The 12,098-nt window shown below is 70.3% G+C and carries 8 protein-coding genes and 1 pseudogene; all 9 read right to left on the bottom strand.

All coding sequences use genetic code 11. The features are described 5' to 3' along the window. Nucleotides 1-52: 52 nt before the first annotated feature. Complete coding sequence (locus tag D5R93_RS02960) at nucleotides 53-1,057, bottom strand: sugar phosphate isomerase/epimerase family protein (RefSeq protein WP_119836997.1); 1,005 nt, start codon at nucleotides 1,055-1,057, stop codon at nucleotides 53-55. 232 nt (nucleotides 1,058-1,289) lie between these two features. Then, entirely contained in the window at nucleotides 1,290-2,759 is a 1,470-nt protein-coding gene (locus D5R93_RS02955; RefSeq protein ID WP_120203756.1) for an FGGY-family carbohydrate kinase, read from the bottom strand. A 166-nt stretch (nucleotides 2,760-2,925) separates the two neighbouring features. Then, complete coding sequence (locus D5R93_RS02950; RefSeq protein WP_120203754.1) at nucleotides 2,926-4,014, bottom strand: D-ribose ABC transporter substrate-binding protein; 1,089 nt, start codon at nucleotides 4,012-4,014, stop codon at nucleotides 2,926-2,928. Next, nucleotides 4,011-5,366, bottom strand: a complete 1,356-nt coding sequence (locus D5R93_RS02945) for an ABC transporter permease (protein WP_120203751.1) — start codon at nucleotides 5,364-5,366, stop codon at nucleotides 4,011-4,013. Before D5R93_RS02945 ends, D5R93_RS02950 begins: the two co-directional genes overlap by 4 nt. A gap of 158 nt (nucleotides 5,367-5,524) precedes the next feature. Beyond that, nucleotides 5,525-7,069 carry a sugar ABC transporter ATP-binding protein gene (locus D5R93_RS02940; protein WP_120203748.1) on the bottom strand — a complete coding sequence of 515 codons (1,545 nt, stop codon included), beginning with the start codon at nucleotides 7,067-7,069 and terminating at the stop codon, nucleotides 5,525-5,527. 16 nt (nucleotides 7,070-7,085) lie between these two features. After that, nucleotides 7,086-7,796: a DUF2291 family protein gene (locus tag D5R93_RS02935; RefSeq protein ID WP_162933797.1), complete on the bottom strand. Its 711-nt coding sequence runs from the start codon at nucleotides 7,794-7,796 to the stop codon at nucleotides 7,086-7,088. A 152-nt stretch (nucleotides 7,797-7,948) separates the two neighbouring features. Further along, nucleotides 7,949-9,001 (bottom strand): PfkB family carbohydrate kinase, encoded by a 1,053-nt coding sequence (locus tag D5R93_RS02930; protein ID WP_205570084.1) that lies wholly within the window; start codon nucleotides 8,999-9,001, stop codon nucleotides 7,949-7,951. Nucleotides 9,002-9,252: 251 nt separating this feature from the next. Further along, nucleotides 9,253-10,712, bottom strand: a pseudogene (locus tag D5R93_RS02925) (FGGY family carbohydrate kinase). A gap of 187 nt (nucleotides 10,713-10,899) precedes the next feature. Continuing rightward, on the bottom strand, nucleotides 10,900-12,081 hold the full coding sequence (gene xylA / locus D5R93_RS02920; protein ID WP_120205766.1) for a xylose isomerase: 1,182 nt from the start codon (nucleotides 12,079-12,081) through the stop codon (nucleotides 10,900-10,902). Between the last annotated feature and the right edge of the window lie 17 nt (nucleotides 12,082-12,098).

The raw sequence follows: 12,098 nt of genomic DNA, 5'->3' as shown, positions 1-12,098 counted from the left end.
CATGACAGCAGGTCTCCTTTCCTCTTGCTCGGCTCAGGTGCTTCCTGGCGGCTCAGGCCATGCAGCCCAGAAGTGCGTCCTGGACGGCGCGCTGGGCGGCCAGGGAGTCGTGGCGGGCCTGGGCCTGCGCCAGGGCCTCCTCGTCCAGGCGCTCTAGGGCGCGGTGGATGGCCTTGAGGAAGCGGATGGAGGTGCGGGCGTTATCCACCACGTCCTCACGGAAAGGGAACTGGTCGAGTTGCCACACCCCCTCCCAGCCGTTCTTCCTCAGGGTGTGGAAGAACTCGAATACCTCGGTGATGTGGACACTGCCCACCACCATGTCGTCGTCCCAGCCCCGAAAGTTGTCGTTGACGTCCATACCCCACAGCAGGCCGTGGTCAATGAGCAGCTGGGCGGCCTCAGCGGGGGACTCCCCGCCGAACAGGGCGTGGCCGAAGTCCAGCAGCACGCCCACGTTGTCCACCCCCATCTGCTGGATGCCCAGTACTGTCCTGGCCGCGGAGGACCAGAGCATGTGGGTACGCGGCTCACGCGGCTTGTACTCAATGACGAATCGCAGGTCGGGGTTGGCCTGGGCCAGGTCGCGCATGCCGTCGACGGCCAGGCGGTTCAGCTCGGCGTAGTCCACCTGGAAGGGGTAGTCGAATCCGTCCTGGCCGGGCCAGATCTTGACGTAGCGTGCGCCGAGTTCGCGTACCACGTCGGCCGCGCCCTGCATGATCGCCATGGCGGAGGCCCGCCTGGCCGGGTCTGGGTTGGTGAAGGCCCCCAGCTGGTGCTCGCGTAGGTAGATCTCCGGGGTGACACCGATGGCCGCGATACCGGTGCGCTCTAGCGCCGCCTTGACGTCGCCGAGACTGACACCGTGCGTGAAAGGGTAGTTGAGGTCCACATAGCTGATGTCGCCCACCCGCGCAGCCAGCTCAATCTGCTCGATGGTGGAGCGGGCCTCCCCGTAGCGGTCCACGGCGTAGCGGTCCACGTAGGTAGCGAAGTTCCACAGGCCCGCGCCGAAGACGGGGCTGGCAGCGGCCTGGACCGTCCCCGGGCACATCCCTGGACCTGCTGCAGTGCCTGTCGCCGCAGCTGGGGTCGTGTTCGTCGCTGTAGTCGCCGTAGTCGCTGTAGTCTCCGTAGTCGCTGTAGTCATGATGTGTCATCTCCCCCGACTGGTGGTGTTGTCTGAGAATGGTTGGCGGTCTCAGGTGTGGACTGGCTGCGGTGGACGGCCAGCAGCATCCGGGGCCTTCTGGCACCCCGCCCGGCTGCGGAGCCACCGTGAGGGCTCACGCGCCGGGGGCCAGGCGGGAGCGGGCCAGAGCGTGGGACCACCGGGTGCGGGCGCAGGAGCGCTGGTGCTCGTCGAGCACCGGGTGGTAGCGCCTGCCGCCCTGCTCCTGCTGGCCCGGCAGGGGTGTCGGCACTTCCCAGCCCAGGCGGGTGAAACCCATAAGGGCTGCGCCCAGGGCGGAGATCTCCGCATCGGCGCTGACCATGACGTCACGGCCCAGCAGGTCGGCCTGGGTCTGCATGAGCAGGCAGGAGGCGGTGGCCCCGCCGTCGGCGTGCAGGACGGTCAGGTCCTGCGCCCCCAGTGCATCGACGACGTCGGCGACCTGGTGGGCCACGCTCTCCAGGGCCGCGCGAGCCAGGTGCCCGCGGCTGGAACCAGCAGTGACGCCAGTGATGACGCCCACGGCCTGGCGGTCCCACCAGGGGGCGCCCAGCCCGGTGAAGGCGGGTACCAGGCTGACACCTGCAGCGTCCTCCACGGTAGCCGCCAGCGCGTCAAGGCCCTTGCCCGCCTCCACGCCCAGGAGCCGGGCGGCCCAGTCCATGGCAGTCCCAGAGGCGACGACATTGCCCTCGTGACCGTAGACGGGCTCCTCGGTCAACCAGGCCAGGGTGGTGGACACGCCCCGGCGCACGGAGGGCTGCGCACCTGCGGGCACCATGACGGAGGAGCCAGTGCCGTAGGTGGCCTTGCCCTCGGCAGGGGTGCGACAGCCGTGTCCGAACAGCGCGGCGTGGGAGTCGCCCAGCACCCCAACCACCGGCACCCCGTCGGGAAGCACGTCCAGCCCCCTGGTGGAGCCGAAGTCGGCGTTGGAGGCCACCACCTGGGGCAGAATCTCCCTGGCCACGCCGAAGAGGTCGCACATGGGCTGCGACCACTCCAGCGTGGACAGGTCCAGCAGCAGGGTGCGCGAGGCGTTGCCCGCCTCAATGACGTAGGAGTCCTGGCCGGTCAGGCGTGACACCAGCCAGGAGTCGATCGTGCCCACCCGCACCTGCCCGTCCACGACCCCGGCGCTGGCACCGAGCCGGTCCAGCAGGTAGCGCATCTTCGGGGCGGAGAACATAGGGTCCAGGGACAGGCCGGTGGCCACGGACACGGCGAACTCGCGCTCAGGGGAACGCAGCCAGTCACAGAACTCGGCGGTACGGGAGTCCTGCCAGCCGATGACGGGGCCGAGCGCGGCACCGGTGCGCGCGTCCCAGGCAACCACGGACTCGCGCTGGTTGGAGATGGCGACACCCTCCGGGACTGCGTCGAGAACCCCGAGGCAGGCCCTGATCGCCTCGACCTGGGCCTTCCAGACGGCGTCGGCGTCCTGCTCCACCCAGCCGGGGCGCGGGTAGGCCACGGGCACGGGTGCCGACCCTGCTGCCAGGACGGTACCGTCACGTGCCACGGCGAGGGCCTTGGCGTTGGTGGTGCCCTCGTCGAGGGCGAGGATGTAGGGGGTACTCATCAGAAGCCTCCTCTGCGAGGGAAGCGGGCTGCCACGCGGGCAACGGACAAGAGAGAATAAGCATTCATCTTTGAATGATATCTGTGCTTAGCCTAGCAGACGACACTGCGCAGCACCAGTCCTGCCCGTCTGGCTCCCCGCCCCCACACCACTGTCGCGACGGGCCCTAGGAGTCCTCCTCCATCTCGAAGAGGGTGTAGCCCTGCGCGTTGGACTCGTCGATGAGCACGCAGTCCACAAGCTGCTTCTCCCTCTTCCCGGTACTGCCACCGGTCACGTAGGCGTGGGCCTGCTCCACCGCCATCTGGGCGATGAGCACGGCGGGCTGCATGCCGGTGGCGAGCATGGTGCCCGCCTTGATCGCGTCCACGGCGTCAGGACTGCCGTCGAACCCGGCCACCACGATGTCACCGGTGCGCCCGGCCTGCTGGACGGCAGCCACCGCCCCCACGGCCATGGTGTCGTTGCCACAGATAATGGCCTGGATGCCGCTGTCGCGCTGCAGCAGGGTCTCCACCTTGGTGTAGGCCTCCTGCTGGTCCCAGTTGGCGGTCTCCTGGCCAGCGAGCTCCAGGCCCTCGTACTGGTCCAGCACAGAGTGGAAGGCCGTGGAGCGCACCGCCGCGTTGGTGTCGGTCTCACGCCCGAGCAGCTCGTAGTAGCGCCCCTTTCCCTGAAGCTCCTCGGCCAGCCGCTGGGCCACCAGCGCCGCCCCCTGGGAGTTGTTGGCCACGATCTGGGCCTGGACGATCCCCGCCTCATTGATCTCGCGGTCGATGAGGAACACGGGCACCCCGGCCTCCACGGCCCTGCGGGAGGCCCCCTCGGTGGAGTCCGCGCCCGCGTTGTCCAGGATGATGGCCACCGCGCGTTGGGAGACCGCGGAGTCGATGAGCTCGGACTGCACGTTGACGTCGTCGCGGTGGGAGAAGGCCGTGGCCGCGTACCCCAGGGCGCGCGCTCTGTCCACGGCTGCGTCAGCCTCGGTCTTGAAGTAGGGGTTGTCGTGGGCCGGGGTGATGACGGCGATGTAGTCCGAGTCCGCGCCCCGCGAGGAGCAGGCGCCCAGGGCAGCCAACGCCGGCAGGGCGACGCAGCCGACCAGCGAGGCCCTCAGGAGGCTGCGCCGCGTGGGCACCACAGCGGCTGCACCGGGCGTCAGCGCAGCGGCTGGTGTCCTGGCCAGCAGCGCGGCCGAGGTCGCCGGAGGAGCGGGCAGAGCCGGTGGGAATGTCAGGGGTGTCCGGGGCGTCATTGCGTGTCCTCGCTCTCATCCGTCGCTGTCGGCAAGGAAGCCGACCGGGAGGCCGCCGCCTCCGTCCGGGTCTGCGTCTGGGTCTGTATCTGGGTCCGGGTCTGCGTCTGGGTCTGCGCCTGCGGCCGCCGGGCACTGGTGCCACCCTCGCCTGCCTCGTCAGGCGGACCGGCCTGCGCACCCGCACTGGCCTCTCCGCCCGGGCTGGTCCGCTCGACCTCGAGCCTGACGCTGCGGGCGGCCTGGGCGGCGGCCCGGGAGCGCTCCAGGCGCTGCTGGCCCTGGTCGAGCACCACGGCCAGGACGATGACCAGACCCTTGAGGAAGGTCTGCCAGAACGAGGAGACCCCGACCAGCACCAGCCCGTCGTTGAGGAAGCCGATGACGAAGGCGCCGATAAGCGCCCCCTTGACGTCCCCGCGCCCTCCGGCCAGGGAGGCCCCGCCGATGACGACCGCCGCGATGGCGTTCATCTCGTAGGTCTCGCCCGCCGCAGGGGCGGCGGCTGTCAGCTCTGAGGCGATAATGAGCCCGGCCAGGGCGGCGAAGAACCCCGAGGCCATGTAGACGCGCATCTTCACCCGGTTCACCGGCACCCCGGAGAGCTCAGCGGCCCGCTCGTTGCCACCCACGGCGTACAACCACCTCCCGAAGGGCGCCCGGGCGACCAGGAGCGCCACGAGCGCCCCGAGGACGATCATGAGCCACACCGAGGTAGGCAGGCCCAGGAACCGTGAGACGCCCAGAACGTAGAATCCGGTGTTGCCCAGCCCTTCCGCGCCGTCAAGGTCGGAGTAGGTCTCCCCACCAGAGATGAGCAGGGCGGCTCCCCTAGCCATGTACAGGGAGCCGAGGGTGGCGATGAAGGGGGCCACGCGGAAGCGGGTGACCAGGAGACCGTTGAGCGCACCCACTCCTGTGCCCACGAGCAGGGCGACGATGACGACGACAAGTACCGAGGGGTAGGCGTTGAGGTCCAGGAGGGACAGGTGCGTCCCACGCAGCATGACACCCGCGACCACGCCGGTCAGACCTACTACCGACCCCACCGACAAGTCGATGCCCCCGGTGAGGATGACCAGGAGCATTCCCAGGGCGAGCAGGGCGTTGTAGGCCACGTGCTTGGTCATGGACACGAGGTTCGTCGGGTCCAGGAAGCTGCTGGACAGGGAGGCGAAGACGACGACGAGGACGATGAGGGCGATGAAGGCGCGCTGCGCCATGAGGAACTCTCCCAGGCTGCGGTCGCCGACGCGCAGGCCGGTACGCGCCAGACGTGCGTCAGGAGGGGCGGACTGGGTCGACGAGGCTGTCGGGCCGGGCGGAGTGGATGAGGTGGTCGGGGTGGTCATGGGCGGCCGTCCTGGGTAGATATCCTGAGTGGGTCTTGCGTGAGTGGATGAAGGTGATGAGGGTCAGTCGCGAGGTGGTGCGGGTGAGGCCCAGTCGAACGGACGCGGTAGTCGCGGCGGTCGTGCCATCACTGCGGCGAGGCAAGCAGGTGCGGCTGTCACGCGGTCCTCAGCTGCTCACCCGTGGCGGCCATGACCTGGTCGCGGGTAGCGGTGCCCGGGTCCAGCTCAGCCACCAGGCGCCCCCGGGCCATGACCAGGAGCCTGGTACTGGCCTGCAGAGCCTCGGCCAGCTCGGAGGTGGCCAGGAGCACTCCGGCGCCGGACCCGGCGATCTGCGCCGTCGTGGCGAAGATGTCCGACCTGGCGCCGATGTCCACGCCCCGTGTGGGCTCGTCCAGCAGCACCAGGCGCGGGGCAGTCATGAGCACCTTGGCCAGGACCACCTTCTGCTGGTTGCCGCCGGACAGGGAGGTGATAGGTGCAGAGGCGGACTCCGTCTTGACCCGCACTGCCTCGATCCCCCGGCCCACCTCGGCGGCCTCCCGCCGCCTGTGGATGGCGCCCGCCCGGGTGAGGCGTCTCAGGGCGGCCAGCGACATGTTGGAGCCCACGCTCATGACTTGGACCAGCCCGTCAGCCTGGCGGTCCTCCGGCGCCAGGACCACGCCCTGGTCGATCCTGTCGGCCACCGAGGTAGCGGTGACGTCCCGCCCGTCCAGAAGGATCCGCCCTGCGGCCGGGCGGTGGCGGCCGGCCAGGGTCTCTAGCAGCTCGGTGCGCCCGGCGCCCATGAGCCCGTAGACGGCGACGACCTCGCCCTCCCTCACGCTCAGGGATACCGTGTCCACCGCGAGGCGGGAGGGGTTGGCCGGGTCGGGCACCATAAGGTCCTCCACCTGGAGAACCACTTGTCCCGGACTCGCCGTGATGGCGGGGAAAAGGTCAGACTGGTCGCGTCCGGCCATGGTGCGCACGATCCAGGGCAGGTCCACCTCCGCCACGGGACGGCTGGCCACCAGCCAGCCGTCCCGAAGGACGACGGCAGTGTCCGCGACTTCCAGGCACTCATCCATGTGGTGGGAGATGTAGACCACGGCGACGCCACGGGAGGTCAGGTCGCGGATGACACTGAAGAGGATCTCGACCTCGGAGGCGGACAGGGCGGAGGTGGGCTCGTCCATGATGAGTACTCGGGCGTCCTCGTCCAGGGCGCGGGCGATCTCGACGAGCTGCTGCTGGCCCAGGCTCAGGTCGCCCACCAGGGCGTCAGGGTCGATCTCCTCCCCCAGCCGCTCCAGGACGGCGCGGGTGGCCTCGCGCTCACGGCGCCTGGCCACACCGGTGGGCCCAGCCAGCTCGCGGCCCAGGAAGATGTTGTCCACCACGGAGAGGTTGGGGCACAGGCTGAGCTCCTGGTGGATGATCGCCACGCCCAGCGCCACCGCCTGCGCCGGGGAGGCGAGGAGCACCGGCTGCCCGTCGAGCTCGACGGTCCCCGAGCTGGGCTGCTCCACGCCGGAGAGTATCTTCATCAGCGTGGACTTCCCGGCTCCATTCTCCCCAATGAGGGCGAGAACCTCGCCCTGGTGGATCTCCAGGTCCACGCCGCGCAGCGCGTGGGTGGCCCCATAGGCCTTGGTGACGCCCCGCCCCGCAAGGACCACTGGCCGAGTAGGTGCCGTCGGCCGCCCCGCCGTCATGACCCGACCTCGATGCTTACGGGCACGACGGTGATGGCCTGGGGTCGGAGTAGGCAAAGGCGCCCGTCACGGTGACCGTCCTCCCGCCCAGCGAGGCTAGGTCCGCTGGGACTAGGACGTCGTCGCGGACCTGCTCGTTGAGGGTAATGCCCACCTGGGCGTAGTCGATCTGGTTGGTGAACATGTCAAAGGTGGTCTCCCCCGTGACGTCCCGCAGCGCCGTCCCGGTCAGTGCCGGCCCGGTGGGCACGTAGACGGCCACACCCCGGGGCATGCCGTCCACCTGGACCGAGACGGTGCCGAAGCCTCCCCCACCCACGATGCCGGTGAAGGTGGTGGCGTAGGTGTAGGCGGCCTCGCCGTCACGCTGGCCGTGCTGCTCGGCGGCCGCGTCCTCGTCAGCCTCCAGATCGGCCGCGAGCTCGGGAAGGGGGACCGCGTTGTCCTCCACGTAGGCGACGACGTCGGAGTAGGTGTCCGTCGCGTAGTCGACGGGGTCGACGCTGTCACCCGACAGGATCGCCTCAGCCTCGGAGGGCGAGACGAACCGTGTGCCCAGGAGGCAGACGGCCACCAGCACCGCCGCCGCCACCGTACGCCACAGGATTGGGCGTCGCCAAGCCGCGCTCGCCCCTGCCCGCACCCTCCGGTCTACACCCGACCCGCCCGGCCTGCCCGAGGTGCTCCTGCCTGTGCCGCTGTCCGTAGTGCTGTCTATCTGTGCCACGCGAGAGCCTCCTTGCTCCGGCAGACCCACCAGGGCTGACGCACCAACCTGGTGTATATCCATTCATCGTCGAATGGACTACATCCATGCTCTCACGTCCACCCTCGGGCGTCAAGAGCGAGGCCTGGAGGTACTGGGGCGTGCGGCGGCCCTCACGCCCGCCCGGGCGCGAGGAGGAGGTAAGGAGGATGTAAAGAGGATGTAAGGCGGACGTACCGCACTGGCACGAGCGGAGTCGGGATGCCGCACCCCGCTACCGCGGCAGCTCGTCCCCCGGCCCGGGTAGGAGTCCTGGGCGCCGCGGCCGGTACAGGCGTAGGCTCCCACCCGCACCCCGGCCCCACGGCCTGGGCGAGCGTGCCACCTGCCGCCAGGCTGGCCGCCAGCGCCCCACGAAGGCGTCCCCAGCGCCCACCGTGTCCACCACCGCCACTCGGGTGAGGGGAAGGCCAGCGGCCTACTGGGATCTCCCGCCTCCAGCGCGACCGCACCCCGCTCCCCAGGGTCATGACCACCGAGGCCAGGCCCTGGGTCACAAGGGCGCGGGCCACCGCGACGTCCGGGTCGGCCTGCTTCTCCAAGGAGGCCGGGTCGATGCCGAAGACCTCCTTGAGGACCAGTCGGCCCTCGTGCTCGTTGACCACCAGCGGGTCGGCCAGCTGCACGATCCGCGCGTCCAGCGGGATGACGGGAGCGAGGTTGAGAAGGATACGGGGCCGCCCAGGGACCCCAGCCCCGCCAGCGTGTCCGCAGGCCGCCCTCACGGCCGCAGCCACCGCACCAGGAGGAACCTCTCCCTGGAGCACCAGGACGCTGGCACGGGTGATCGCTGGCGCGGCCGCCTCCACCTGGGCGGCACCAACCAGACCGTTGGCACCCGGGACGACGACGATAGTGTTCCGCCCGGCGCCGTCCACCACGCACACAGCCAGCCCCGTAGGCGCGTCCAGGCCAGCCACCAGGGACGTGTCCACACCTGCCTGTGACAGACGGCTCAGGGCGACGGCAGCGTTGGCGTCCTCGCCGACCGCCCCCACCATGCGTACCTCGGCCCCGCGCAGGGCGGCGGCGAGCGCCTGGTTGGCCCCTTTGCCGCCAGGGCTCGTGCGGCCGCCAGCGCCCAGAAGGGTCTCCCCCGGCCCGGGAAGACGATCCACAGTCACGTTGAGATCCACGTTGAGCGACCCCACCACCACGACACTCATGGGCATCCTCCTTGATGCAGGGCTGCGACCGCTGTGAGCAACGCACGGTCGGAAACCGCTACCGGGTCCTGGCGGCCCGGCCTCTTTTCCCACACAGGGTACCGGCCCGGGAAGCGGAGCTCCTGGGCACCTGGTCCACCGCCGCGGCCCCGAGGTCCCAGGCCTGCGGCGCCAGACGCAGCAGCGCGCGATATCGTCGCGGTCCCGCGATGCGAAACTCCACCACACCACCACGTGGAACGTCGCCGCCCCTACGACGTCTGGGAGGAGGCCACCAGGGCGGCAGCGCGCTCGTAGGCGGCACGCACCTCGGGCTGAGGCTCGGCCTCCAGGTGCTCAACCGGGCCGAGCTCCCAGACGGGCGGCTCCTCACCCCCGTCCAGGACCCAGGCGGCCTGCCGGGCGGCGCCGTCGGCCACGTACTCCCCCGGCTCAGGCACCTCCACGGGCACCCCCAGGACGGCTGGAGCGAGCCTACGGGCGCACTCCCACCTCACGCCGCCGCCCACCAGCACCACCGAGCCGACCTCGACCCCAGCGAGCGCACGGCGTCGATCCCGCCCCCAGGAGGCACAGGAGCCCCTCCACGGCGGCGCGGGCGTAGTTGCCCGGGGTGAGAGAGGCCAGCGTCATCCCGGTGAGCACCCCGGTGGCACGAGGCAGGTTCGGGGTGCGCTCCCCTCCAGGTAGGGCACGTGCACCAGGCCGCCCGCTCCGGCAGGCGCGGCCAGGGCCAGGGCGTCGAACTCCTCGTAGCCCACCCCAGCACCGTCCTGGCCGCATCCAGCACCCGGGCGCCGTTGAGAGTGCAGGCCAGCGGCAGGAACCCTCCGGTGGCGTCGGAGAAGCCGGTGACCAGACCAGAGGCGTCGTGGGTGGCCACGGCCGAGACCGCGGCGACCACGCCGCTGGTGCCCAGGGACACGCTGGTCTGCCCGGTACGCAGGCCCAGCCCCAGAGCGGCCCCGGCGTTGTCCCCGCACCCGGGCCCCAGAACCAGGTGGGACAGGTCCCGCCCGGCGACATCGCCGCCTCCGCGGCCAACAGCCTCCCTGGGTCCCGCCACGCGCGGCAGGACGATGTCGGCCACCTCCTCCTCGCGGCGCCGCAGCGCCAGGGCCAGCAGGTCACGCCGGTAGACGTTGGCCTCGGCGTCAAAGTAGCCGGTCCCGGAGGCGTCGGAGCGGTCGGTGACCAGGTCTGTCAGGGAGCGCGACCCTGACAGCCTCCACGTCAGCCAGTCGTGGGGCAGGCACACGGCCGCGACGCGGGCGGCAGCCTGCGGCTCGTGGTCGGCCAGCCAGCGCAGCTTGGTGACGGTCAGAGACGCCACCGGGACGCTGCCCACGGCATCAGCCCAGGCAGCTCGCCCGACAGCGACGTCTCCGTCCCCGAGGTCGGCGACAAGCTGCTCAGCAGCCTGCGCGGAGCGGGTGTCGTTCCACAGCAGGGCGGGGCGGATCACCTCGCCGTGGGCGTCAAGGACCACCATCCCGTGCTGCTGCCCTCCCACGCTGAGGGCGGAGACGTCGTCAAGACCACCGACGGCGTCAACAGCCTGCTCCAGCGCCGTCCACCAGTGGTCCGGGTGGACCTCGGTGCCATCGGGGTGAGAGGTCTTCGCCTGCCGGACCAGGGCGCCGGTGGCGGCGTCGCGGATGACGATCTTGCAGGACTGGGTGGAGGAGTCGATTCCGGCTACGAGTGTCATGAGGTCTCCTTCCCGGGTGTCCCCGAGCGCGCCCGGTGTGACCAGGCGAGGGTTGTCTGTCCGGTCTGTTCGCAGACTGTCCGCGTGCCAGGCCCGTCTCGGTGCGGTACGCGGACGTGGGCGGCCAGCAGCCGCCGACCACCTCCCGTCATATCCCGGCAGGAAAACAGGGAGACGGCAGGCCAGGTCACCCAATGAGGTGGCGCATGGCGTGGTGGTAGAGCTCGACAAAGTGGTATTCGCGCGCACCCGCAGCCGTGGCGTCGAAGTCCTCGTAGGCGCTGGTGTCAGCCAGGAGGTCTGCGACGGACTCCCCGGGGGCGAGCGTGGGCTGGGCCAGCTCAGGCACGGAGGCCTTGTCCATGAGCTCGGCGGTAGCGGGGTCGGCACGGAAGGCGCGCGCCTTGTCCGCAAGCATGAGGTACATCTCCATGTTGGCCGCCGCGGAGGCCCACACCCCCTCCAGGCCCTCGGTGCGTGAGGGCTTGTAGTCGAAGTGGCGCGGCCCCTCGTAGCGGGGGCCTCCGCCGGGGAAGCCGTTCTCCAGGAGATCCACGGTGAAGAAGGCGCTGGCCAGGTCGCCGTGGCCGAAGACCTTGTCCTGGTCGTACTTGATGCCCGACTGGCCGTTGAGGTCGATGTGGAAGAGCTTGCCCGCCACTAGGGCCTGGGCGATGCCGTGGGTGTAGTTGAGGCCTGCCATCTGCTCGTGGCCCACCTCGGGGTTCAGGCCCACGACCTCACCGTTGTCCAGCTCGGCGATGAGCGCCAGGGCGTGACCCACGGTGGGCAGGAGGATGTCCCCGCGCGGCTCGTTGGGCTTGGGCTCCAGGCCGATGCGAAGACTGTAGCCCTGGGACCTGATGTAGCCGGCCACCGTGTCCAGGCCCTCCTTGTAGCGCTCGAAGGCGGCACCCAGATCCTTGGAGGAGTCGTACTCCGCACCCTCACGACCGCCCCACATGACAAAGGTGGTCGCGCCCAGCTGCGCGGCCAGGTCCACGTTGCGCAACAGCTTGCGCAGGGCGAAGCGGCGCACGCCCCGGTCGTTGCTGGTCAGACCCCCGTCCTTGAACACGGGGTGGGTGAAGGTGTTGGTGGTGACCATCTCGATGACCAGGCCAGCCTCGTCGGCGACCTTCCTCACGCGTCTGACTCGCTGCTCGCGCTCGGTCTGCGAGGCGTCGAAGTCGAAGACGTCGTTGTCGTGGAAGGTAATGCCCCAGGCCCCCAGCTCGGCGAGCCGGGCGGTGTACTCCCAGGGGTCCAGCACCGGGCGGGTCCCGGTGCCGAAGGGGTCGACGGCGTTCCAGCCGACCGTCCACAGGCCGAACGAGAACCTGTCCTCCTTGGTGGGTGTGCGGACCATGGTCTCCTCCTTGAGAC

This window comes from Actinomyces lilanjuaniae, assembly GCF_003606385.1.
In the GTDB taxonomy this organism is placed as follows: domain Bacteria; phylum Actinomycetota; class Actinomycetes; order Actinomycetales; family Actinomycetaceae; genus Actinomyces; species Actinomyces lilanjuaniae.
Note: the sequence above shows the minus strand (reverse complement) of the source record. Positions and strands in the feature narration are given on the sequence as shown.

Bases quoted from the DNA above. Each gene is read 5' to 3' on its own strand.
- D5R93_RS02950 (WP_120203754.1), bottom strand. From the start codon at position 4,014: ATGACGCCCCGGACACCCCTGACATTCCCACCGGCTCTGCCCGCTCCT.
- D5R93_RS02930 (WP_205570084.1), bottom strand. From the start codon at position 9,001: ATGAGTGTCGTGGTGGTGGGGTCGCTCAACGTGGATCTCAACGTGACT.
- D5R93_RS02955 (WP_120203756.1), bottom strand. From the start codon at position 2,759: ATGAGTACCCCCTACATCCTCGCCCTCGACGAGGGCACCACCAACGCC.
- D5R93_RS02960 (WP_119836997.1), bottom strand. From the start codon at position 1,057: ATGTGCCCGGGGACGGTCCAGGCCGCTGCCAGCCCCGTCTTCGGCGCG.
- D5R93_RS02945 (WP_120203751.1), bottom strand. From the start codon at position 5,366: ATGACCACCCCGACCACCTCATCCACTCCGCCCGGCCCGACAGCCTCG.
- xylA (WP_120205766.1), bottom strand. From the start codon at position 12,081: ATGGTCCGCACACCCACCAAGGAGGACAGGTTCTCGTTCGGCCTGTGG.
- D5R93_RS02940 (WP_120203748.1), bottom strand. From the start codon at position 7,069: ATGACGGCGGGGCGGCCGACGGCACCTACTCGGCCAGTGGTCCTTGCG.